We start from the raw sequence: 24,140 nt of genomic DNA, 5'->3' as shown, positions 1-24,140 counted from the left end.
ATAAGATTATATTCAATATTTAAAAAATCCAAACAATTCAATAAGAAAGGTGTTTTATAATGCAGTTTAGAACTTGTTTTATGATTCATAAAATATTTATTTTTATCTAAACTATTTTTTAATATTCATTTTTTAAACAACTTATTAGATTATGGCAGAGCAAAAAGAAAAAATTTTATTTGTCCTTACTAGCCACAACAAACTTGGCGATACAGGAAAAGAAACAGGTTATCATTTGAGCGAAGTATCACATCCTTGGAAGGTATTGCATGATGCAGGTTATGAAATCAATTTTGTAAGTCCGAAAGGTGGACATGCACCTGTGACAGCTTTTGATTTAGATGACGAAATAAATAAAGAGTTTTGGCACAATGAAAAATACCGAAACCGAGTAGAAAACACAAAAAAACCGTCTGAAATAAAACCATCTGATTACAAAGCAATATTTTTTGCAGGTGGACATGGAACAGTTTGGGATTTTCCAGAAAACAAAGAACTTCAAAAAATTGCAGCTACTATTTATGAAAGTGGAGGAATTGTTTCTTCAATTTGTCATGGTGCAGCAGCTCTTGTAAATCTAAAATTAAGTGATGGCTCTTATTTAGTAGATGGAAAAGATGTCAATTCATTTACTGATTCAGAAGAAAAAGAACAAGGATTAGAAGATGTAGTTCCATTTTTGGTAGAATCAAAACTTCGTGAGCGTGGCGCAAAGTTTCATCAGGCTGCAAATGGTGAAGCAAAAGTAGTAGTTGATGGAAGACTGATTACAGGACAAAACCCAGCTTCAGCAACTCCTCTTGGACAAACACTAAAAAGAGAACTTAAAGAAGTTGAAGTTGTCTAAGTTATAAAAAATCGTTTAGAGAAAACTAAAGGGCAGGGCATTTTGTCCTGCCTTTTTTCTTTCAATAAATTATTTGCTGAAGTATTATTTTGTTCATTTACTGTATAAACTACTAAAAAGCTTTTAAGAAAGTCTCTTCATAAAGAGATAATTTATCTTACTGAAAATCAAGTATTTATTATTTTATTTTAAAATTTATAACTTATGTTTTCTGTTATTTTTTGTGTAATTTTGCATCCTTATTTCTAAAGAAGACAAATCCATTAGCTTTTTTATTTTTGAAAAATAAAACTAGCTTCCAAAATATAACAGTAAATGAAAACGGGTACAATCAAAAAAGATAAAGTAAATATAATCACATTAGGCTGCTCAAAAAACCTTGTTGATTCTGAAAATATACTCACTCAACTTCGTGCAAATGAAATTGATGCTCATCATCAGTTAGAAACCAAAAAGAAAATTGAAGAACCAAATGTTATTATTATCAATACGTGTGGTTTTATAGAAAAAGCAAAAGAAGAATCTATCAATACAATTTTAGATTACGCAGCAGCAAAAGGAAGAGGCGAAATTGATAAATTATATGTTATGGGTTGTTTGTCGCATCGTTATAAAGACGAACTTTCTAGCGAAATTGGAGAAGTTGATGATTGGTTTGGTACATTAGATATGCCTTTAATCCTCAATAGATTCAATGTCGATTATAAGCACGAACTTTTGGGGCAACGCCTTACCACAACATCTCAGCATTTTGCTTATCTCAAAATTTCAGAAGGTTGTGATAGAGCATGTTCGTTTTGTGCCATTCCTTTGATGCGTGGAAAACATGTTTCTCGTCCGATGGAAGAATTAGTTCAAGAAGCTAAAAACTTGGCTGCAAGAGGTACAAAAGAAATTATGTTGATTGCACAAGAATTAACCTATTACGGAATTGATATTTATAGAAAAAGGGCTTTATCTGAGCTTTTAGAAAAATTAGCTGATATTGAAGGAATTGAATGGATTCGTTTGCATTATGCATATCCAACAGGCTTTCCGATAGAAATCATTGATACAATGAAAGCGCATGAAAAAATCTGTAATTATTTAGATATTCCTTTGCAAAGTGGTTCGAACAAAGTTTTGAAAGCAATGCGTAGAGGAATTAAAAGAGAAAAAACAGAGGAATTAATTGATTCTATCCGTCAGAAATTGCCTGAAATTGCTATTCGTACAACACTTATTGCAGGACACCCCCATGAAGAACAAGAAGACCACGAAGAAACATTAGATTTTGTAGAAAAAATGCGTTTTGATAGATTGGGCGTATTTTCTTATTCTCATGAAGAAGACACACATTCGCATTCAATGCCTGATACTTTAAGTGAAGAAGAAAAACAAGAACGTGTTGCTGAGATTATGGAAATCCAACAAGGAATTTCTTTAGAACTCAATCAAGAAAAAATAGGTAAGATTTATAAGACCCTTATTGATAGAAAAGAAGGAAATTATTTTATTGGCAGAACTGAATTTGATTCGCCAGAAGTAGATAATGAAGTTTTGGTAGATGCAAGAAAAGTATATCTACGAATAGGCGATTTTGCTAATGTTAAGATAGATAAAGTAGAAGAATTTGATTTGTTTGGAGAAGTAGTCAAGTAAGAAAAAAATATTTTTATTAGTTTTTTCTATAAAAATGAACTTTTACTTTGCAAAATCAATTAAGATTCGTAAGTTTGCACTCTCTAAAACACAAACTTTAGAGAGTGCAAAATAAAAAGGTTGCGTGGCCGAGCGGCTAGGCAACGCTCTGCAAAAGCGTGTACAGCGGTTCGAATCCGCTCGCAACCTCATAACACTTGTAATAAAAAGACTTGTCATTTTGACAAGTCTTTTTTTATTAAAAGTATCTTAGGAAGACTAAAAAAATAAATTTACATTTTTAGCTATCTATAAAACAGGGTTGAAACCCTGTACAATTTATAATTCATAAGGTAGTTTTTTAATTGAACAGGGTTTTAACCTTGTTTATTAATGCGTGAATTTTTCAAAATGTAAATTTATTCATTTTATATTCCTTAGTCCTAGAATAGTGAATATTAACTCAATTCTTTCTTTAATATTTTTCCTGTGGCACTCATAGGTAGTGCGTCCATAAACTCAATAATGCGTGGATATTTGTACGCTGCAATATGCTCTTTAGTATAAGCCATTAGTTCTTCTTCTGAAACTTCTTTTCCTTTATGCACTACTACACACGCCTTTATCTCTTCGCCTGATTCATCATTTGGCACACCTATTACTGCTACCATTGATACTGCCTGATGTTTCATTATTACCTCTTCAACTTCTCTAGGATATACGTTTAGTCCCTTTCGAATAATCATTTCTTTTGTCCGATCGACAATAAAGAAAAAGCCATCTTCATCTTTTATTGCAACATCTCCAGAATATAGCCAACCATTTTTCAGTGTTACTTTATTTTCTTCAGGTCTATTAAAATAACCTTTCATTACATTGTGTCCTCGGTAAATAAGCTCTCCTTTTTCTCCGATTGGCATTTCGTTATCATTTTCATCTACTATTTTCACTTCCACACCCCAAACAGGAGTACCAACAGAACCAGCCTTTTTACCAACAGTTTTTTGGTTGAAGGTAACAACTGGAGAACCTTCTGACATTCCATACCCTTCTAATATTGGCACTTCAAATTTTGCCTCAAATTCCTCTAATACATTTACTGGCAATGCAGCACCACCAGAAACACATGTTTTGAGATTTTTAGCTATTGCCTTTAAGTCAAATTTAGTATTTTCATAATTGAGTAATCCCCAATACATAGTCGGAACTCCTGCAAAAACGGTTACCGTATGTTTTTGCATTAATTCCAATACAGTTTCGGCATCAAATCTAGGTAAGAGTACGCTAGTAGCTCCTTTATACAATCCAGCATTCATCAATACTGTCATAGCAAAAATGTGGAACAATGGCAAAACAATAAGCTGTTTGTCATCACGATTTAAGTCTGTAATATCTGTAGAAAGCATAGCATTATGTATCAGATTGGAGTGCGATAATTCAGCACCTTTGGGCTTTCCAGTAGTACCAGAAGTATAAATAATTAAGGCTGTATCATCTGCTAAAGTTTGTATGTTTTCAAAAATCGGTGACTGATTAGCTATTAATGAACCTAGAGTTTCTGTATTTTCAATAGGAGAAGGAGCAGCTGGATTTCCAGTAATTACATAGAATTGTTCACAGCTAGTGGTAGCATCAAATCCTGCTTTACCTTCAATAGCCATAGGTAGCTCAGCAGTGCCTTCAAAACAGAAGTAGGCTTTCGCTCCAGAATCTTTCAAATGATACTCAATTTCATCTCTTTTTAATAACACCGAAAGTGGAACTACAATAGCTCCAGCCTTAAGAATACCAAAATAAGCAATAGGGAAAAAAGGTAAATTCAAACAACTTAGGGCTACTCTATCGCCTTTTTTTATTCCATTTCTCACCAAACCATTTGCCACTTGATTAGCAGCAGCATTTATTTGGTTATAACTGAAATGTTTGTCCATAAAAATAAAAGCGTCCTTGTTGGGAAACTTTCTAGCACTATCTTCTAAAATAACAGAAAGGTTAATCATAGTTTATATATTTAGGTCTTTAAGAAAGAATGTTGATGTTGTCGAATTAATATTTAATAAAAATATCTTTCAAGATAACAAATATACAAGACAATAATTTTAACAATAATCTCATATTTTATAAAAATAGTATCATAATAAAATGAGAACATCATCATATATCTTCATTCTCTTCTTCCTCTATCCATTCCAAATCTTTGTCTAAGCCTTGATTTTTTTTCTCTTCTTTTCTAACTTGTTTAAATCTACGTTTTATTGTTCTTCTAGTCTTTTTAGATTTATTTGATTTTCTTTTTTTTCTATGGAATAGTCTTGAGTCTCTACTTAAATCCGAATATGCCAAGAAAAACAAAACTAAAAGCAATGCAAGAGGAATTAGTATCAAATAAAAAGCTGTATAATCTACAAAATATTTATACGATTTAGCAGAAAGAGAAGTAAATAAAAGTTTGCCTAACATTGTTACTCCTAATAAAAGCCCAATTACAAGAGGTTGCTGTCTTTCTGAAGCTTGTGTAATCACTACAGCATAAATCAAAGGCAAAATAGGGGCTAAGAAAAAGGCTGTTGCAGGGAGAAGCAATGAATAAGGTGAAATGTCATTGAAAACAGACGCAGGATAAATGGTCTGACTACTAAAAATATCTCCATTCCAAAGCACTAAACACATAAACCCTACAACACAAAAAACAAAAATCATAAAACGCCCTGCTCGTTGTAAAAGAGTCCCAATAAGTAAACGACTAATTGCCATCACTAAGAAAATAATAGCTAAAGCACCTAAATCATAAAATTGTCTGTTTTTTAAATCTATAAGTGTGACTGCAAAAACATTTGCCCATTCTTCAAAATGAACATAAATAATAGAAGCAATAAATACACAAAAAATGGAAAGTAAGAGAATAGAATTAATTAATAAACCATTCAGTGATTTACGAGCATGACGAAACTCATTTTTCCAAGACTCAGGAATAGAACGTAAAGGATAATGATAATGTAAAAACTGAAAACCAATAGCAATAGCCAAAAAAGGCAAAAGAATCCAATAGGCTTGAGTCCAAGAAGAATCAATATCTTGAATATAAGGTAAAAAGAGAATATAACTAAGAGCAACTCCCAGTAAGTACATTCCTTCTAAGTGCATTATTCGCCTTGCATGTTGTCCTTTCTTCTTTGATTCTAAACTAAGAAGCCAGTATGCAGCCAAACGAACAAGCGCAAAAGACCCTCCTGTTAAGAAAAATAAAAATTCAGCTAATGCAAAGTTGTGAGTTTGGAAAGATACAGCAATAGCACAAATTGCCATTAATGACAAACAAGCAACAATTATATTACGAGCAGACCAACGAGGAACAATGATAGCTCCTACAATTGTAAAAACAATGTAACTAATATCCCGAATATTCATCAAAATAGTTGTTTCACTACTACTTCTATCATACGAAAAGACAGCTCCCAAAACAGCAAATGCAGCAGCATGGTAAAGAATACCGTATATAAGAAAAGCACTTCCCAAAACAGCCGTAATAGGAAGTTCAGGGCGTTTGTAGATTCTCTTTGAGCCTTGTCCACTTTTCGAAGTGTTCAAATCAATCTTAATCGAATCTTCTATTTTGTTGGTTTGTATATCTAAGTTGTTCTCCAAGTGCAGTTGATATAAAGGAAAATAAAATCATTTCCTAAGTGTTGATAGATTTGTAGAAAAGCCTAATTAAGCACAAAATACATGATTTTGATAGATTCTCAAACCTTGTATCTCTTCAAAGGACAGCAAATATAGATGTATTGATATTTTTTTTGATAAAGTTTTGATTTTGAACATTTTTTGAAGATAAAAAATGCTTATACGCATATTATTAAAATAAGTTTGGATATATTATCAAAAAAAATGAAATAAAATTTGCATACCGTGTTTTTTCTTAATTTATTTGTAGATAGAATAAAGAATAAAAGATACTTTACTCAAAAATAGATAAACTTTAGAGAGGTGTCCGAGTGGCTTAAGGAGCTCGCTTGGAAAGCGAGTATGCCCCAAAAGGGCATCGGGGGTTCGAATCCCTTCCTCTCTGCAAAAACAAAAAATCTATAAAATAGACGTATTAGGAACACTAATTTATACTTGAATTATTTTTTTTTGATTATCTCAAACTAAAATGTTACTTTTAGGACATAAAATGTATTCTTAATCTACTATTGCTAGTTTCAATTGTATTTTGTGAAATTACAAAACACTGAAACATTTGTAGTAATAGAATTTTATGGTTTGTGTTAATTCTAAAATAATTTTTCAGCAAAAATCTTTGTTGACACTGAAAACATTATTTTTTTTGATTGAAATTTTATTACTTTGTCAAATATTGTTTTATTAATAAGTTAAAATTGAATCACTCACTATTCTAAATGAATAATAAAGTCTATTTAATTTTAGTTTAATTTATTGTCAATTTTAATTTTACACCCTTAGCCCAAACTGCTAAACCTAATATCTTAACCTATAAGATTATTTACTCCGTAAATCACTCAGACTAATATGAAAAAATTATTTTCTCTGCTTGCCCTAATCTGCTTTTTCGCTATTGGTACAACGCACGCTCAAGATGACAGCGAAATGATGGTAAATCAAGACTCTATAGATAGAGTAAATGATTCTATTGCCAATGTGCAAAAAATGGAAGAAGAAGCTGCTGCTGCAAAAGTAAAAGCAGATGCTGACGCTGCTGCTGCTGCCCTTGTTCCAGAACAAACAACTCACGAAGCTATCAAAGAAAAGTTTATTGAAGGTGGATGGCAATTTATGTCATTGGTACTTATCTGTTTAATTATTGGTCTTGCAGTTGCTATTGAACGTATTATTGTTCTTAACCTTGCTAGTACAAATAAAGACAAATTATTGGCTAAAGTAGAAGATGCTCTCCGTGAAGGTGGTGTTTCTAGAGCGCAAGAAGTTTGTGCTGCTACTCGTGGTCCTATTGCTGACATTTTTGCACAAGGTCTTATGAGTGCTAATCGTGGTATTGAAATCGTAGAAAAAACAGTTATGTCTTCTGGTTCAGTAGAAATGAGCAAGTTAGAAAAAGGACTTATCTGGATTTCACTCTTTATTGCTCTTGCTCCAATGCTTGGGTTTATGGGTACAGTAATCGGTATGATTGGTGCATTTGATGCTATCCAAGCAGCAGGTGATATTCAACCTTCACTAGTAGCAGGTGGTATCAAGGTAGCACTTCTTACAACAGTAGGTGGTCTTATTGTAGCCGTAATTCTTCAAATCTTTTATAATTATTGTGTTTCTAAAATTGACTCAATTGTTACAGATATGGAAGATGCTTCTATTTCTCTTGTAGATTTGCTTATCAAACATGACCTTTCTAAGTAATTAGTTAAGAAAGAATTAAAGTAAAAATAGGTGTGTTACTATTAGTATATATTCTGTACAACTAATACACCTATTCTATTTTAAGGTTTTGTATAAATAGTTTTTAAAACTATCAAATCACTTAGAAATCAATTTATTAACAATTTACTAGAATACTCAGATAAAAATTAGATAAAAAGAATTATGCAAAAATATCTTTCTTTAATCATCTACGGTATCGTTGTCGTTTTATTTGTTGCTTTTGGTGTATATGGCTGTTCGGGCTATCCTGCACAAAAAGAATTAGCAAAGAAGCAAGCTGTAGAAGAAAAAGGTTATACAGACATTACTGATGACCTTATGGACAAAGTACAACTACCTACAAAGGTAGAAGAACAAATTACAGGTAATGCAGTTGCAGATTGGTTTATTCCTCTCTCTTATGTACTTGTTGGTTTTGCAATGATTGCAGCTATTGTACTTCCTTTAGTTTATACAGTTACTCAAGACCCAAAAGCACTTGTTAAAATTGCTATTTCATTAGGAGTTTTAGTCGTTGTATTCTTTATTTGTTATGCTTTTGCTGATGCAACAGCCGTAAAAACAACAGATGAAGAAATGAGTGCAGAAGGTGCAAAATATATTGGAGGCGTACTCATTATGACCTATGTTATGATTGCAGTCGCTTTTATAGGAGCTATTTTTGGAGAAGTAAGCCGTTCATTTAAATAAGAAAATTTTATTATGGGAAAGAAAAAACGTGACGATGTAGGCGTAAATGCCAGTTCGATGGCAGATATAGCCTTTCTATTACTTATCTTTTTCTTAGTAACTACACGTATTGCTTCCGAAAAAGGAGTTTATAGAGATTTAGCACCTAAGCCTGAAGGAGAAGTTCCTCCAGTTGAACTCAATAAGCGAAATGTATATAAAGTTATTATTAACTCTAGCAATGAATTGCTTATTGAAGGAGAAGAAGGCAAAATGAGTCAGATAAAAAAGGAAATAAAAGCACATGTAAATAATTATGGTGTTGATCCTGAACTTTCTGTAAGTCCAAAAGATGCCATTATCTCAATCAAAACAGACAGAGGTACAGATTATACAACTTACTTAACTGTTTTAGATGAAATTTTACAAGGCTATAATGAACTTAGAGCAGAATATTTGACCAAAGAATTAGGTGAAAAAATTACTGTTGATGATTTCTTAGAAATTTCAAGACAGGATACACAAGTAAATAAAGACCGTTATAAATTAGCTAAAGACAAGTATCCTCTCAATGTATCTGATGCAGAGCCAACAGGTAGTGGAGGAGCACAATAACTAGCTTAATAAATAACCAAAGAATACACAGAAATACCATTTCTAAACTAGAAATAGCATGCCTTTTAAAAAGAAACCAAAACCGAATCCAGAGATACCTACTTCTGCTCTGCCAGACATTATCTTTATGTTACTTTTCTTCTTTATGGTTTCGACTGTAATGAGAGAAAATACGCTTAAAGTAAACGTACTTTTGCCACAAGCAAACCAAGTGCAGAAAATGGAAAAAGCCAATTTGGTAGCTAATATTTATATTGGTAAACCAAAAGAAGCAGATCAATTTGGTACAGCACCTCGTATTCAAGTAAATGATGTATTCATCAATTTAGATCAAATTCAACAGTTTGCAGTGGAATCTATGGCAAACGTACCCGAAGTAGATAAAAATCGTTTTCGTGTAGCTATAAAAGGCGATGTTGGTTTGGATATGGGAGTTGTAATAGATATTCGTGAAGAACTTCGTGAAACAGAAGCTCTCAAAATCTATTATGCAGCCTCTAAAGGAGAAGAATAATATCAGAGAAATTTATACAAAAGAAAAAGCCATTTTCAATTTATTGAGAATGGCTTTTTTTATATAAAATATATTGTACTGTTATGCTATCTTGCCTGAAAATGTATAAATATATTTTGAGATAAGAATTTCACTACAAATTCAATACTCTTATTCACAATAAATGTCCCGATTATAGTTTAGATACTACCAATACAGATATTGAATTTTCCTTATACTGGCATAAGATTGTATATTATATCTATCTATCAGCATATGCTGGCAAAAAGGCATCTCCAAGCAAAATGCTTCAACAATAAGTTTAAGGGAAAATAATTTTTATTTTAATATAATCAAAAAAAATACTCTTTCTAAGTGATATAGAAAGAGTATTTTGTCTTAGAAAAGAAAAAGGTTATTTTCCTTTTTTAACCAAGCGTTTCCATGTATCAGTACGACCAAACATAGAAACACCAATATAACCACGTCCATCGACAAGATTTGTATTTTTCTTACTCATTGTCATTTCAAAGCTGTAATCAGAACCATTTTTAGGATCATAGATATTTCCATTTTCCCAAACTAAATCATCTTTATCACCTACAAATTCCAAATCTCTCATGTTTGTCATTCCTAATATTTTATCAGAATGCTTTGATTCATCTGGATTATTGATGTCTAAACGAGGTGTTCCGTCTGGATTATCTTTTTCTTTTAGCCATACAATACGACCATAGTATTTATTTACGTCTTGTCCTTTACTAGCTTCTCCTTTAGAAATACGAATAACAGAACGTTTATCGCTTGGCTGCCAATCACCTATCAAAATATCTCCTGGGCTATCTTGTGTAGGAGAGTAAAATTCGGCTGCTGTCCAGCTTGTCAAAACAAATAAAGAAGCAAAAAGAGCTACAAATAAGATATGAAGTGTTTTCATAATGAAGTTTAAATTAAAGTGTTGTCTGAATAGGTTTTAATAAAATTACAATTAACCTTGTATCTACAATAAATTGTTTTGCTATGTTAAAGCAATAGTTTTACTATTTATATAGTGAAAATTCAAAAACTATGCCTTTTGGATAAAATGTTATTTTTCAATAGTTTCTTTTAATTTTAATTACTTAGTAATTAAGGACTTACAAAGTTAAGACCAATACGGAAATACATAGGTAAACCAAGACTTCCTATTGATACTTCATTTGCATCATTACTTGCTCCATTTGCCAAATCAAAACGATATGCAGGAGCTACACCAGCTTGAAGATTCAGACGAATAAAACTAGAAAGTGCTTTATTGAGTTCGATACGCCCACGAATTTCAGATTTACTTAGTTCATAATTATTGGTAGCAAATATATCATTGTTAGGCGAATTTTGTAAGAGATAGCTTTGTCCCTCTAACTCATAACCAAAATTAAGTGACGATTTTGCAGAAAAATTATAACGTAGAGAGCCACGAGCAGGTAATAATAATTCCATTCCCCATTTATTATTAAACGTTTTATTCCACATGAAGATAGGCACATGTAAAAGTTTACCACCACGATATGTACGAGTAACACCAATAGCTAAGTTTTGATTATCACTTTTCTTCCAACCATAAAGTAGAGAAGCAGTATATTTCATCTTTCCAAAATCTGGCTCTACTTCTCCAGCATCATACGTTCCAATACTATAATTTCCATTGAGTGAAGTAGCAGCTTGAAATATAAGAAAATGTTTTTCATCAAGAGGTTTGAAAGCTAAAATTCCTAACGTAGCTGTACGAAGTGGATTGTTATTTAATGAAAGAGCTAAAGCATCTCTAGTATCTACTTGATCAAAATTATAACGACTTTCCCAATATGAAAAAGTAGCATTGAAAATAATATTACTCTTAGATACTAAAGGAATATTAGCATCCAAACGAATACCATGATTTAGACTGATAGGAGATGTGTAACTAAAAGTGCTATCACTATCATCTGGGTTTATAGATTCTAGTTCTGAGCCAAACATAAAATCATAGCTCAAACCGATAAGTGTAGTAGGATTTAAGTTATTGATTTTATTATTACAATATTTTTTAATGACTGTATCATCAGCTTCTTCAAAGCCATCCATACTAAATTCTTCTTCTTCATCAGGTGCAATGACATCACCTGTATCTACTTGTGCTTTGGCTAGGAAGAGATTACCAAAAAGACAAAAGCAAAATAAAAAGGCAATCGCAAATAAACGGTATCTTTTGTTCATAAAATAAAAGTTTTTGGAGGTTTGTGTGTAATTTTGTAGTTACTGTAAAATAAGAATTGATAATTTTATAAATGAATCACTAATATATTAACATTTCTTTAAAAACCTACTACTAAGAATAAAATTCTGATAAACACAGCATTTTTGAAATAAAGTTTTGAATATATACATCTTTCCTTAAATATAGATAAATCAATTTACTTTCTTTATATTACTATCAAATATAATAGTATGACTATTACTTTCCTAATATTTCTTACACTTTCTCTAATTTTATTTAATACACTGGTGGGTGTATATGTTGAGCGTAAAGTTTCTGCTTTCATACAAGACCGTATTGGTCCTACTGAAACAGGAAAATACGGTCTTTTACAAACGTTTGCTGATGTAGTCAAACTACTTTTTAAAGAAGATATTATTCCCTCTTCTACAAATAAATTCTTATTCAAATTTGCCCCTGTTCTAGTTTTTATAGCTGTTTTTGCAGGTTTTGCGCTTGTTCCCTTTACAGCAAATTCTGAAACTGAAATGCCTTTAGGTATTTTGATTTGGCTAGGTATTGTAGCCTTAGATGTAATAGGAATTTTGATGGCTGGTTGGGCTTCTAGCAATAAATTTTCATTGTATGGATCTGTTCGTTCGTTGGCTCAAATGGTTTCGTATGAACTTCCTCTAGGACTTTCTATTTTGTGTGTGGTAGTTTGGAATGGTTCTTTAGATTTACAAGAAATTAGTCAGGCACAAGGAATTTTTGCAGAAAAAACGACCTATTTATTTGGTATTTCATTTTTAAATATAGAAACTCAAACTATTGGAGGACTTTTGTCTTGGAATATCATTTCAATGCCATTTTTCTTTATTGTCTTTCTGATTTTCTTTATTTCTGGACTTGCACAAGCCAACCGAACACCTTTTGACATTCCAGAAGCAGAATCAGAACTTGTAGCAGGTTTTCAAACAGAATATTCAGGAATGCGTTGGGCATTTTTGATGTTGGCAGAATATGGAATGATGCTTTTGATAGGACTTCTGACAAGTATTTTATTTTTTGGAGGTTGGAATAGTCCTTTTCCTAATATTGGGAGTTTTGAGTTAGCTAATTATACAAGTGGAGAAATTGGACATTTTTCGTCTTATCTATGGTCTTTCTTTTGGCTGATGAGCAAAACTATTATTTTTATGCTTATTCAGATGTGGATTCGTTGGAGTTTTCCTCGCCTTCGTGTCGACCAACTAATGACAATGTGTTGGAAATATTTACTTCCTTTTTCTTTAGGTATGCTTGTTTTGACAGCTTTTTGGAAGGTTTTCTTATCATAAATTTCTGTGTGTCTTGCTATATGTCGTCGGTGAGATATCGAAAACGGCAAGAGAATCATTTACTATACATTTTTGGCTATCAAATAATTGATAAATGCAGAACAAGAAACTAGCATAAACTTAGCATCTTCAAACTTAATTTCTTGACTGCCTTCAAATAATTTGTGTCTAATTCCTCCTTCATTATTTGTATAGCCATATAAAGAATTAATAGCTGTCTTAAATTCAACACCTAAATTCAATTTTCGTTCTGTTTTAGCTAATGCTTTTCCGAAAGTGGCTTTATTATCCTCAGCAATAATACAACATAAAGATTCCACAGCAGAGATAGCTTCTTTTATGGAGTTACGGTAATCTGGATTTTCTCTATCTGAAAATAGTTGAATAGCCGTTTTGAGATGTTCATTTACTGAATTATAAGGAGATTGAGCAGCTTCTTCTACTTCATTAATTTCTTCTTGTGAAGTAATTGGAGTTACTAGATTATTTACTATTCTATAACCTGACATTTCTTTCTCTAATGCTTCATTAATTTGTGATGCAAATCCATCAATTTTATAAGGTAAATAGAATTCAAGTAACTCATAAATTTCATACCAGCTAGTCTGAAAAAAAAACTCTTTTAAATTTGCACGTATCTTAGCCTTATAGTCATTATTTCCTAGGACAGGAATTTCATCAAGAGGAAGTAATAAAAACTCTCCCCAAAAATTTTCCATAAAGTGATAGTATAACGTTTTAGGATCATCTGTACCATATAGAAATCTCTCATACGTTACCTTTTTTAGGAAAATATTCCAAAGCCTGTTTTTCAATCTCTCATCAATATCATTTATTTGTAAATCTAATCTAGGCTTTACAATTCCCATTCTTTCCGAAAAACGTCTATTCATTTCTGTATTTATTTGTAGTTTATAAATCAAATACAATATAAACAAAAAAATCGTTCAAGTAATTCTTAAACGATTTTTAAAAATTCTATTATATGTAAACCGTCGTTGAGGTCTGAACCGTCAACGAGGATTTATAAATTTACTTCATCATCTCATCAGCAAAAGCCAATAATTTATCTTCTGAAAAATAATCTCCCATTATTTGTAGTCCGATAGGCAAACCTTCTTTGTCTGTTCCGTTTGGAATAGAAATCGCAGGAATTCCGACCACAGAAGCAGGAACAGTAAACAAATCAGCTAAATAAAGTTCTACCGTTTCGCCTTCATATTTTCCAATTTCAAAGGCTGTTGTAGGCGTTGTTGGAGAGATAATGAAATCATAGTTGGAGAATAATTCTTTCATTGCTTCCTGTATTTTGCGTCTTACTTTTTGTGCTTTCGTAAAATAAGCATCGTAATAACTTGCGCTAAGAACAAACGTTCCTAACATAATTCTGCGCTTGACTTCCTTACCAAAACCTTCTGTACGTGTTTTTTTGTACATCGATTCCAAATCGGTAACATTCGGACTACGGAAACCATAACGAACACCATCATATCTTGATAAGTTTGTACTTGCTTCTGCCGTAATCAAAATATAATAAGTAGGTAAAGCATATTTGAGAAGAGAAAAATCTACTTCTTCTACTTGATAGCCTTCATTTTTTAGTTTCTCAATTTTTGAAATTGTTGCAGCTTTTATTTCTTCGCTTAATCCTTCAGAATGCAAAGTTTCTTTGATGTAAGCAATTTTTGGCTTAGTATTACTTTCTGAATCTTGCTTTAATAATTCAGAATATTTTGGCACTTCTCTTTGAGAAACTGTACTGTCATTATCATCTTTTCCAGCAATAACTTCTAGCGTAATAGCAACATCAGCAGCATTATTTGCAAAAATTCCAATGCTATCAAAAGATGATGCAAAGGCAATCAAACCATAACGAGAAATACGTGAATAGGTTGGTTTCAAACCAACAATTCCACAAAAAGCAGCAGGCTGACGCACAGAGCCACCTGTATCAGAACCCAATGAAACCATACACATTCCTGCCTGAACTGCCACAGCAGACCCTCCAGAACTTCCCCCCGGAACTCGGTTTGTACCAATTTCATTTTTTACAGCTCCAAAAGCAGAATTTTCATTGGAAGAACCCATCGCAAATTCATCACAGTTTTGGCGACCAATAACGATAGCATCTTCTTTCAAAAGACGTTCTACGGCTGTTCCATCAAATTGAGATTCAAAACCTTCTAGCATTTTTGAAGATGCGCCTAATTTATGGTCTTTATGACACAAAACATCTTTCAATCCGACAATCATTCCAGCTAGTTTTCCTGCTGTTCCGTTTTGGATTTTTTCATCGACAAGTTTTGCCTGTGCTTTAGCTTCTTCATCATAAACTTCTAAAAAAGCATTCAAAGAAGGATTTTTTTCGTGGATGACTTTCAAATAATGTTCTACCAATTCTACACAAGTAAGAGTTTTGTTTTGAATGGCTTTTTGGACAGAAGCAAAGGAATCTATATAAGTTTTCAATTTAATTACGAATTAAAAATTACGAATTACGTTATTGTTCAAGATTTAACTCTTGAATTAATAGCTTTTATAAAAACAAAAATACGAAAGAAAATTATAAGAATTTTGTAAACTCTGTATTTTCCTTCGTATTAATTTATATTCTGATTTTTCAATAAAAACGAATTTGATTGAATCAAACAATTTGAAAACATAAATTACTAATAATGAGTAATTTACAATCGTAATTTTTAATTCGTAATTCGTAATTATTTATTATGCTTCTCTTTTAGTTGTAGAAACATCTTCTTTTTTACTTTCTGCTTCGATTGAATTTTTTACTTCGCTGGTTGCATCTTTAAACTCACGAATTCCACGACCTACTCCACGAGCAAGTTCAGGAATGCGCTTTGCGCCAAAGAAGACAAGGACGATAAGCATAATAAGAGCAATTTCCCAAGCTCCAAGTCCACCGATGAAAAGAAGTGTATTTAACATAGTTGATTGATTTAAAAGGTTCTGATAAACAGATTTGATACTGCAAAAATACAGTTTTTTTGATAAAAAAAGAATTTCTGATGACTTTGATACAAATATTTAAGAGAAGTTTTATTTATTTTCTCTACTTCTGCCTTTCCTGTATTTGCATCAAAAACTGTTTTAAAAATTGTTTTTGTTTTTCGTGTCTGACAGAAAGATTTTCTAAGGTTTGATAGGATTTTTCAAAATATTCATTCATTTTATCTTCTGCAAACTGTCTTATATTCAGATTGTTATAAATTTGAGTAACTAATTTTACTTTTTCGGCTTCATCAAATTCTGTCTTATTTATCCAATTCTGTAATTCCTTATTTCCTGCTTCTTTTTCTTTTTGTAAAGCTGTCAGCATCAAATAAGTTTTTTTATTTTCTATAATATCTCCTCCTACTCGTTTTCCAAATGTTTTTGGGTCTGCATAGACATCCAAAATATCATCGTGAAGTTGAAAACCAATTCCTGCCGAAATGCCTACTTCTCTAAGTTGCTGTGCTTCAAAAGGTTTTGCACCTCCCAAAATTGCTCCTAATTCTAATGAAAATCCTAACAAAACGGCTGTTTTTAGTTTTATCATTTCCAAATACTCTTCTATCTCTACATCATTACGACTTTCAAATTCCATATCAAACTGTTGTCCTTCACAAACTCCAATCGCACAGGCATTGAAAAGCTGCAAAACAGAATGAAATTTATCTGAAGGAATAGATTCTCCAAACCATTGATAGGTTTTGATAAGCATCAAATCACCTGACAAAAGTGCTGTGTTTTCATTCCATTTTTCGTGTGCTGTAGGTTGTCCTCTACGAATTGGAGCATTGTCCATAATATCATCATGCAACAAAGTGAAATTATGAAAAACCTCTGTTACAATTGCAGGAGCAACAGCATTTTTCCATTCCGAGTCATATAAGGAATACCCCAAAAGAACAAGCAAAGGACGCATTCTTTTTCCACCCAAAGACATAATATATTTGATAGGTGCGTACAAATCGGCTGGTTTGCCTTCTGTATTTAGGTTTTTGATATGAGTTTCAAGAGCTTTTTGAGCTTCTTGTAGTGAGAATGTAGGATTGATAGTAGTTTCTTGTGGCATAAATGGTAATTTATTTTGTTGTCAGTGTCGCTACTCTAAAACATCAACAACAGAGGAGAGTTTTTAATAATCAAATATAGATAAGTAAATTTGAGTTTCCCAATTTTGTAATTATACACCTAAAAGGATAATATAGAATTTCAAAATAATTAAAATTCTATACTATTTTTTCAACTTTTTGAAATAAGTTAAATGACAAAATTTTTCATAAATTTATTCTATTAAAGAATCTGCTATTTGTTGTACTTCTTCGCTAGAAAGTTTTGTATTCTTGGCTACCATTTCAACTGAAAGGTCATCTAAAAGAAAGTTTTTAGCAATCTCTCTTGAAATATCATTTCCAAATTTCGTTTTTTCTTTTGATTGTTCTTGTGCAAAATCAACAAAATGTTTATTGTCTTTATAAATTTTCTCTTTTTCTTGGTATAAAGAACGCTGTTCGTCTGATAGACTTTCCATTTCTTCTTTACTCAAAAGAACAAAATCATTCATATATTCTATGAGTTGGTTTATCGAATCCATATTTTTTATTTGTTTTAGTAGATGTTTTTTAATCTTTCTTTAACAAATAAACCAAAAATTACAAATATTGTTTTAATTTTGCTAATTAAGTTAGCATTTATTTATGAACCCAAAATACTAATCTATGAAAAGGTGTGTCTTTTCCCTACAATAAGATTACTTCAAAATATCAGCGATATCATTTTTAGAAAGCGTTTTGACAAAGCTAGATTCTGTTGTAATCAAATCTTGTGAAAGCGCAATTTTTTGTTGTTGTAAAGCTAATATTTTTTCTTCAACTGAATTCTGAGTAATGAATTTATAAATAAAAACTCTGTTTTCTTGTCCAATTCGGTGTGCTCTATCGACAGCTTGTGCTTCAATAGCAGGATTCCACCAAGGGTCTAACATAAAAACATAATCGGCAGCCGTCAAGTTTAAACCAACACCTCCAGCTTTTAAAGACAACAAAAACACTTTGATATTCTCATTGTTTTGAAAATTCTCAACTTCTGCTTTTCGATCTTTTGTTCCTCCATCAAGATACGAATACTTTACTTTTTCTTTGTCTAACTCTTTTCTAACTAAAGTCAAATGCCTTACAAACTGACTAAAAATGAGAACTTTGTGTCCTTCACTCAAAACAGATTTTAGTTTTTCCCACAAATCAGAAAATTTACCTGAATCACCTTCATAATCTGGATCAACCATTTTTGGATGATTGGCAAGTTGCCTTAATCTAGTCAAACCTTGCAAAAGCATAATTTGAGACTTTGCCATTCCTTGCAATTCGATATGCTTCAAAATTTCATTTCTGTAATATGATTTTGCTTCTTCATAGACTTTTTCTTGCGATTTACTCATTTCTACATAAATGATATTTTCTACTTTTGGTGGCAATTCTGTTGCGACTTGATTTTTGGTTCTTCGAAGAATAAACGGTTTTATAATAGTCTGTAATTTTCTCGCTTTATCGACATCACTTTGCTTTTCTATCGGAATTTGATAATGCGTTTTGAAGAATTTTTGATTGCCCAAAAGTCCACCATTTACAAAGGACATTTGCGACCACAAATCAAGCGTAGAGTTTTCAATTGGCGTTCCTGTCAAGATAAGTTTGAAACGAGATTTTAGTGTTTTGACAGCCTTTGAAATTGCTGAACTTGGATTTTTTATGGCTTGAGACTCGTCTAAGATTACATAATTAAAATAAAATTCATTCAAAATATCAGCATCAATTCTCATTGTTCCATAAGAAGTCAGAATTACATCATACTTTGGAAAATAAGTCGTAATATCTTTATTTCGGTCTGTTCCTGTATAACGCCAAACCTTCAAATCAGGCGCAAATTTTTTAGCTTCAACTGCCCAGTTGTACAAAAGTGAAGTCGGCATTATTAATAATGAAGGAGCAACTTCTCCCTCTTTTTCCTTTTGTGCTTGAAGCAAAGCGAGTGTTTGAACCGTTTTTCCAAGTCCCATATCATCAGCCAAACAACCTCCAAAATTAAATTCTTGCAAAAAACGAAGCCAATTATAACCAGCCTTTTGATAGGGACGAAGTTGTCCTTTAAAGCCTTTTGGAAGTTCAAAGTCTTCTATTTCTCCAAAATTATCAGCATCGTATAATTTTTGAAGTTTTCGGTTCATTGTTACGTTGGCAAGATTTCCTTGTTCTAAGTTTTGAACTAATGCCAAATGATGTTTTTTAAGTGCAAATTTTTCATCTTTCGACTGCATAAATTCAAAAAGCTCACTATATTCTGTAAACCATTCTTCAGGAATAACGGCAATTTCACCATTAGGAAGTGTAAATTCACGTTGACCTTTCAAAATATACTGACGAATTTGCATAAACGGAATTTGATATTCTCCGAAAAATACTTTTGCATTAATATCAAACCAATCTTTATTTTCATTGATTGCAATACTAATTTGAGATTTTCCAATGAAATAATTTTTTCCTTCTTCGCTTTGGTGCTGCTTTAATTCTACTCCTAATTCTTGTAAAATAGTTTCATTTTTGGTTATCCAAGAAAAAGCCTTTGAACGAGGAAGCGTAATTTTTCCTTTTTGAATAGGCAAACCTAACTCTTTGAGTTTTGAAACGACAGCTTTTTCTAACAAAACTTGCCTAATAAATTTTGTAAAAATAAATTTATCTTCATTATTCTCAAAGACTACATGACTATTTTGATTTTCATTCAATTCTGAAACTTTGTAAACTTCATCATTATACCTAAAATTGAGTTCGAAAACGACTGTGTTTTCGCTCTCATTCTGATTTGCTTTTGTAGAAACAGGCGTATCAAAAAGCGATTGTGTAGAAGAAGACAAAATTTTGAAATGCAATTCTGCTTGTGGGTCGTTTCTTTTTGTAATTATTTCAAAACCTACTGGAATCACATGATAGGATGAAATTAAAGAAGCGACAAATTTTTTATAATACGTTTCTTCAACGCTTTTATTGACTAAAATAAATTTTTTGCGTAAAAAAGGCTTTAGTTTTGCGCCTTCTAAAGGTCTATCAAAATGATATAAAATATTTTTATGCAGTAGCCAAGCAGGAGAATTACAGACAATTTTGGCATCTGACTGACGAAATTCTATCGTTTTTTCATTGTGTCGAATGGTCGGATAATATTGTGTATTCTCTGGATTTTTATAAACATGAAAGAGAATAGTTGCAGGGATTTTTGGGATTTCGATAAATTCTCCTGTTGGTGTTCCGTCTCTTTGCATCGTATAGACGAGCTTGTTTTTCTCTAAAAGAAGATTCAGAATTTTTATTTTTTTACCTTCTACATAGTCTTCAATAAGTTTTTGAGTGACTTTATCTCCTTTTTCCTCGTCATAAATTTTATCTACAAAATCGAAAATAGTTAGTTTTTTGCCACTCTTTCCTACTTTGGAAGAAATATTACTAAATTTTTTGATAATGGCATCTTGCTGAATCGAATCCATTAGTTTTATCAATTCATAATCTGACTCTGAAAGTCCATTATCAAACTCATGAGCATTGCGAGAAGAAATATTTTGATATTTTAGTGTCAGTTTTCCCTGTCGAACTTGTACTACAAAAGACTCAAACAAACAACCCAAAAATTGATGTTCATACAGCGAATAAACGACTTTAAAAGATTCGTTAGGCGAAACATTCATAAGTAACAAGAAATAAAACGATATACAGCAAACTAAAAATTAGTTACTCTTTTAGATTTAAGACAACTTCAAAAATACGGATTTTTTTTGAGTTTGGAAATTGCTTCTAAGTAAGAAAAGTTAAACTAAAATGTTTCAATTAAGCTGATTTCTCCCTCATAGTTATTTATAACTCTTCTACCTTTTCCAAAATATCTGAAATTTCATCAAAATCGGTATAGCCACCCATTCCAACTTCTATTTCAGTTTGTCCTTTGAAAGCAATTCCTTTTAATTCTGTTTGAGAAAGTAAGTCTGTTACATTCTCACTTGTTATTCCAAAACCTAAAATAATCGGATGTTCTTTAGATAATTTTTGGAGAACTTGAATTTCTCTTTCAGATAAACTTTCTTCATTAGATTCTATTAAAAAGTAATCTACCTTAAAATCTTTCATGTTTAAACTTTCTAGTTCTTTTAAATTGGCAGAAAATATAATAGGAAAATTATAGCTGTTTGATTTTAATTCTGAAAAAATAGATTTTTGAGAAATCTGTATAAAATCAATCTTATAGTCTGTATTTGAAAGAATTTTATGAGCTTCTTCACTGATTGTATCACCTTCTAGTTCTGCCACAATTTTACAACCTGTTATCCAACCCGAAATCTGCACAAAATCTTGTTCAGAAACATAGTTTTTACTAGTTGGATTTAATGAAAAGCCAATCATCATATCTAAAACTGTTCCCATTCCTGCACCGAAACGAGCATCATGAAGATTTGTAATACTACTTAATTTTATAATTGGAGAAGACATAAAGAAGAAATATAGAATTTATGAAACAAAAAAAAACCTCTTTTCAAAAATTAGAAAAGAGGTTTTCAATAAATGTACCCAGAGCCGGGGTCGAACCGGCACGGATTGCTCCACTGGTGTTTGAGACCAGCGCGTCTACCGATTCCGCCATCTGGGCAAGATTTTAAAGGCTGGTAGTTACTCGTTTTGAGAGTACAAATGTACAACTTATTTTTTATAGTGCAAGCATTTTTTCAGAAAAATGAAATATTTTTTATCTTAATCGATGTCATTATTCTTGCTATCTCCTGATTTTACCATATTTTGGTCTTCTGCTGACAAAACGCTTTCTATCTGAACACGAACGCCATCTTTATAAGAAACAATCCATGCATCATTTACACCCATTTCACGCAAATATTTTTTGAATAAGTCAGCTTCCCAATAGTCTCTAAAAGCTGCAATGGTATATTTTTTTACTCCGTCTTCATCTTCTTCAGCATGGAAACGTCTGTGTTCGACAAATTTCATTAAGTCTTTGTTTCTAAATGCTCCTACTTGTACTCTATAAACTGTTCCTTTAGAATAATCATCTTTTCCATCCGAAGAAGAAGCATCAGCATTTTCTGTTTCTGACTTTGCTGCTTGTTGTGCATCTGCTAAAGCTTGCTGCAAACTATCAACCATTCGTTCTTTTTCCATCAGAGTTTGGCTTGTCGAAACAACCTGTTTTTCCAATTTACTAGCCTCTTCAACAGCTGTTTCGTAGCCCTCTACTTTTTTCTTAAAGTCTTCTACAGACATCGATTTTTGTTTTTTCTTCCAAACTTTTTTTTGTTCTTTACTCATTTTTTGAGCAAAAACAGAATGTGTAGAAAGCAGAAAAATAAAACAAAGACTTGCTAAAATAAAACGAAACATAACTTTATATTTTTTTATAAACGGTAAATATTGATGTTTTCACTTCTAGTGTCAGAAACAGTAAAAGTGAAATTTGATAGTTATTGGAAGAATTTTGATAAGTTTATTTCAACAAATAAGGCAAATTCTAATCCTAAAAATTATATTTTTATTGACCAATTGCTTTTCTTCGATAACTCACTCTTAAAGTATAGTTAAGTATTCTGTTTTTATAGACTAATATTCTTTTTGAATTTGCTTTATTTTTTTTGTGCATTCAACTCCCCAGAGTTGAACGAAATGCTTCCTCAGAAGCCTGATTCAGGTAAATAAATCACGCTTCTGAGGAAGCGAAACATTCAGTTCTGAGGAACTGAATGCACAACAAAATAAGGAATAAGAATTAAATAAACTACTATTTTCAAACATTCAATCTATTGATAATCAATAAATTAAATTAGCTTCACTGCTTTAACAGGTCGTGTTTTTTAATTCTTAATTGTTCCTTATTTGAAGTATCTGACAAACCTGTAGTACTTACTTTTCTAAAAAAAATTAGTTTTTCCGAAAAAAAGAAGTACATTTGTATCGCACACGACTTAATCGTGTTAAATAAAATCTTAAACGACTTAAAAATTCATAAAATGAAAACATCAACGTTACAAAATGTATTTAGAATCCTGTTAGCTCTCTTTATGATATATGCAGGTTTTAGCCATCTGACTTTTAATAGAATTGAGTTTCAAGCACAAGTGCCTGACTGGATACCGTTTTTTAGTAAAGATATGGTAGTCATTTTATCAGGAATTGTAGAAATGATATTGGGTTTGGGACTGGCTTTTTGGAAATCTAAACGAACTGAATTTGGCTGGGCATTGGCAATATTTTATATATTGATTTTCCCTGGTAATATTTCACAGTATCTTGAAGGAAGAGATGCCTTTGGAGCATTAAATTCGGATAGAGCTAGATTAATAAGATTATTTTTTCAACCTGTTCTGATTGCTTGGGCATTGTGGTCTAGTGGAGCATGGCAGGCTTGGAGAGCAAAGCAAAAAAAGAATGACTAATGGAAGAATCAAAATTAAAACTGAGCAATCAAATTTGTTTTCCTCTTTACTCAGTTTCTCGTCTTATCACAAAGGCTTATAAGCCTTTTTTGGATAAAATGGGAATTACTTACCCTCAATATTTAGTATTGATGGTACTTTGGGAAAAAGATGAGATTACAGTAAATCAAATTACTGAAAAGTTACTTCTCAATACAAATACACTTTCGCCTATGCTAAAACGTATGGAGAAAATGGAAATTATTGAGCGTAATCGTTCAGAAGAAGATGAGCGAAGCGTCATTATAAAATTGACAGAAAAGGGAAAAGAACTAAAAAAACAAGCTACCTGTGTTCCAGAACAGCTTGCACAAGTATTAGTAAATGAAAATGTCCATGTTTCAGATATTATAAACCTAAAAGAGGTTCTGAATGAATGGATAAAAATACTTTCAGTAGACAAAGAATAATTTGTGCTA

The 24,140-nt window shown here is 31.7% G+C and carries 21 protein-coding genes and 3 tRNA genes; 11 read left to right on the top strand and 13 right to left on the bottom strand.

Annotation, left to right across the window (positions count from 1 at the left end; translation table 11 throughout):
- The first annotated feature begins 151 nt into the window (after positions 1–151).
- The 3 genes from V9L04_RS10425 (at position 152) to V9L04_RS10415 (ending at position 2,677) form a co-directional block, all read left to right on the top strand.
- Complete coding sequence (locus tag V9L04_RS10425; protein WP_338794042.1) at positions 152–847, top strand: type 1 glutamine amidotransferase domain-containing protein; 696 nt, start codon at positions 152–154, stop codon at positions 845–847.
- Between the two features lie 315 nt (positions 848–1,162).
- Entirely contained in the window at positions 1,163–2,488 is a 1,326-nt protein-coding gene (rimO, locus tag V9L04_RS10420) for a 30S ribosomal protein S12 methylthiotransferase RimO (RefSeq protein WP_338794040.1), read from the top strand.
- A gap of 118 nt (positions 2,489–2,606) precedes the next feature.
- A tRNA-Cys gene (locus tag V9L04_RS10415) sits at positions 2,607–2,677 on the top strand.
- Positions 2,678–2,925: 248 nt separating this feature from the next.
- Here V9L04_RS10415 and V9L04_RS10410 read toward each other — a convergent pair.
- Together V9L04_RS10410 and V9L04_RS10405 are read right to left on the bottom strand one after the other, a co-directional pair.
- Positions 2,926–4,467 (bottom strand): long-chain fatty acid--CoA ligase, encoded by a 1,542-nt coding sequence (locus V9L04_RS10410; protein ID WP_338794038.1) that lies wholly within the window; start codon positions 4,465–4,467, stop codon positions 2,926–2,928.
- A 154-nt stretch (positions 4,468–4,621) separates the two neighbouring features.
- Positions 4,622–6,112, bottom strand: coding sequence for an MFS transporter (locus V9L04_RS10405; protein WP_338794036.1), 1,491 nt, complete (start codon positions 6,110–6,112; stop codon positions 4,622–4,624).
- Between the two features lie 336 nt (positions 6,113–6,448).
- Between V9L04_RS10405 and V9L04_RS10400 the strand changes: the two genes are divergently transcribed.
- The 5 genes from V9L04_RS10400 (at position 6,449) to V9L04_RS10380 (ending at position 9,662) form a co-directional block, all read left to right on the top strand.
- Positions 6,449–6,536, top strand: a tRNA-Ser gene (locus V9L04_RS10400).
- Positions 6,537–6,997: 461 nt separating this feature from the next.
- Entirely contained in the window at positions 6,998–7,843 is an 846-nt protein-coding gene (locus V9L04_RS10395) for a MotA/TolQ/ExbB proton channel family protein (protein WP_338794034.1), read from the top strand.
- Between the two features lie 183 nt (positions 7,844–8,026).
- On the top strand, positions 8,027–8,554 hold the full coding sequence (locus tag V9L04_RS10390; RefSeq protein ID WP_338794032.1) for a hypothetical protein: 528 nt from the start codon (positions 8,027–8,029) through the stop codon (positions 8,552–8,554).
- 12 nt (positions 8,555–8,566) lie between these two features.
- Positions 8,567–9,148 carry a biopolymer transporter ExbD gene (locus tag V9L04_RS10385; RefSeq protein ID WP_338794030.1) on the top strand — a complete coding sequence of 194 codons (582 nt, stop codon included), beginning with the start codon at positions 8,567–8,569 and terminating at the stop codon, positions 9,146–9,148.
- A 58-nt stretch (positions 9,149–9,206) separates the two neighbouring features.
- Positions 9,207–9,662, top strand: a complete 456-nt coding sequence (locus V9L04_RS10380) for a biopolymer transporter ExbD (RefSeq protein WP_338794028.1) — start codon at positions 9,207–9,209, stop codon at positions 9,660–9,662.
- Between the two features lie 394 nt (positions 9,663–10,056).
- On the opposite strand, the gene V9L04_RS10375 is transcribed toward V9L04_RS10380, so the two are convergent.
- Entirely contained in the window at positions 10,057–10,578 is a 522-nt protein-coding gene (locus V9L04_RS10375; protein WP_338794026.1) for a DUF2147 domain-containing protein, read from the bottom strand.
- A 191-nt stretch (positions 10,579–10,769) separates the two neighbouring features.
- Entirely contained in the window at positions 10,770–11,876 is a 1,107-nt protein-coding gene (locus V9L04_RS10370; RefSeq protein ID WP_338794024.1) for a DUF6268 family outer membrane beta-barrel protein, read from the bottom strand.
- 231 nt (positions 11,877–12,107) lie between these two features.
- On the opposite strand from V9L04_RS10370, the gene V9L04_RS10365 reads away from it, so the two are divergent.
- Complete coding sequence (locus V9L04_RS10365; RefSeq protein ID WP_338794023.1) at positions 12,108–13,196, top strand: complex I subunit 1 family protein; 1,089 nt, start codon at positions 12,108–12,110, stop codon at positions 13,194–13,196.
- Positions 13,197–13,258: 62 nt separating this feature from the next.
- Here the strand turns inward: V9L04_RS10365 and V9L04_RS10360 are convergent, their stop codons facing one another.
- The 9 genes from V9L04_RS10360 to V9L04_RS10320 form a co-directional block, all read right to left on the bottom strand.
- Positions 13,259–14,089, bottom strand: coding sequence for a hypothetical protein (locus tag V9L04_RS10360; protein ID WP_338794022.1), 831 nt, complete (start codon positions 14,087–14,089; stop codon positions 13,259–13,261).
- A gap of 139 nt (positions 14,090–14,228) precedes the next feature.
- Positions 14,229–15,665 (bottom strand): Asp-tRNA(Asn)/Glu-tRNA(Gln) amidotransferase subunit GatA, encoded by a 1,437-nt coding sequence (gatA, locus tag V9L04_RS10355; RefSeq protein ID WP_338794020.1) that lies wholly within the window; start codon positions 15,663–15,665, stop codon positions 14,229–14,231.
- Positions 15,666–15,920: 255 nt separating this feature from the next.
- A complete protein-coding gene (locus V9L04_RS10350; protein ID WP_338794019.1) occupies positions 15,921–16,142 on the bottom strand; it encodes a twin-arginine translocase TatA/TatE family subunit in 222 nt (73 codons plus the stop codon).
- A gap of 124 nt (positions 16,143–16,266) precedes the next feature.
- Positions 16,267–17,274 (bottom strand): polyprenyl synthetase family protein, encoded by a 1,008-nt coding sequence (locus V9L04_RS10345; protein ID WP_338794018.1) that lies wholly within the window; start codon positions 17,272–17,274, stop codon positions 16,267–16,269.
- 213 nt (positions 17,275–17,487) lie between these two features.
- The gene (locus tag V9L04_RS10340) at positions 17,488–17,796 is read right to left on the bottom strand and encodes a hypothetical protein (RefSeq protein ID WP_338794017.1); all 309 of its coding nucleotides are present in this window, start codon (positions 17,794–17,796) and stop codon (positions 17,488–17,490) included.
- Positions 17,797–17,952: 156 nt separating this feature from the next.
- Positions 17,953–20,937: a DEAD/DEAH box helicase gene (locus V9L04_RS10335; protein WP_338794016.1), complete on the bottom strand. Its 2,985-nt coding sequence runs from the start codon at positions 20,935–20,937 to the stop codon at positions 17,953–17,955.
- A 166-nt stretch (positions 20,938–21,103) separates the two neighbouring features.
- Positions 21,104–21,733, bottom strand: a complete 630-nt coding sequence (locus tag V9L04_RS10330; protein ID WP_338794014.1) for a hypothetical protein — start codon at positions 21,731–21,733, stop codon at positions 21,104–21,106.
- Between the two features lie 75 nt (positions 21,734–21,808).
- Positions 21,809–21,890 (bottom strand) — tRNA-Leu (locus V9L04_RS10325).
- A gap of 101 nt (positions 21,891–21,991) precedes the next feature.
- Positions 21,992–22,633: an Ezrin/radixin/moesin family protein gene (locus tag V9L04_RS10320; protein WP_338794012.1), complete on the bottom strand. Its 642-nt coding sequence runs from the start codon at positions 22,631–22,633 to the stop codon at positions 21,992–21,994.
- Between the two features lie 623 nt (positions 22,634–23,256).
- Between V9L04_RS10320 and V9L04_RS10315 the strand changes: the two genes are divergently transcribed.
- Positions 23,257–23,682 (top strand): hypothetical protein, encoded by a 426-nt coding sequence (locus tag V9L04_RS10315; protein WP_338794011.1) that lies wholly within the window; start codon positions 23,257–23,259, stop codon positions 23,680–23,682.
- Positions 23,682–24,131 carry a MarR family transcriptional regulator gene (locus V9L04_RS10310; protein ID WP_338794009.1) on the top strand — a complete coding sequence of 150 codons (450 nt, stop codon included), beginning with the start codon at positions 23,682–23,684 and terminating at the stop codon, positions 24,129–24,131. Before V9L04_RS10315 ends, V9L04_RS10310 begins: the two co-directional genes overlap by 1 nt.
- The last annotated feature ends 9 nt before the right edge of the window (positions 24,132–24,140 follow it).

The sequence above is a fragment of the Bernardetia sp. MNP-M8 genome, from assembly GCF_037126285.1.
Lineage (GTDB): Bacteria > Bacteroidota > Bacteroidia > Cytophagales > Bernardetiaceae > Bernardetia.
This window is presented reverse-complemented; position numbering and strand designations above follow the sequence as displayed.